The 253-nt window shown below is 65.6% G+C and carries 1 protein-coding gene; it reads right to left on the bottom strand.

Going from position 1 to position 253, the window contains the following annotated elements:
- Window positions 1-253: SDR family oxidoreductase (locus ACZ3HG_RS24310; protein WP_465335034.1), on the bottom strand; the 253-nt coding region annotated here is incomplete at both ends.

Raw genomic sequence — 253 nt, 5'->3', positions numbered from 1 at the left:
GTGGCGCCGGAGAACGTCAGCGTCAGGAGCGTGCCCTTGTCGGTCATGAGCTCGGAGGCGCGCTTGGCGATCTCGGTGAACGAGAAGCAGGAGATCACCATGGTGTTGACGAAGTTCTCGCGGGTCGTGTCGGCATAGCGGCCGGACAGCTCGCGCCGGTCGGAGAAGGCGAGCGCGTGGACGACGAAGTCGAGGCCGCCCCACTTGGTCTTGATCTCGTCGAAGACGGCGTCGACGCTGGCGAGGTCGCTGA

It is taken from the genome of Erwinia sp. PME.40.26/001 (assembly GCF_055556675.1).
The sequence above is the reverse complement of the archived record's forward strand: the minus strand, read 5'-3'. Positions and strand labels throughout refer to the sequence as shown.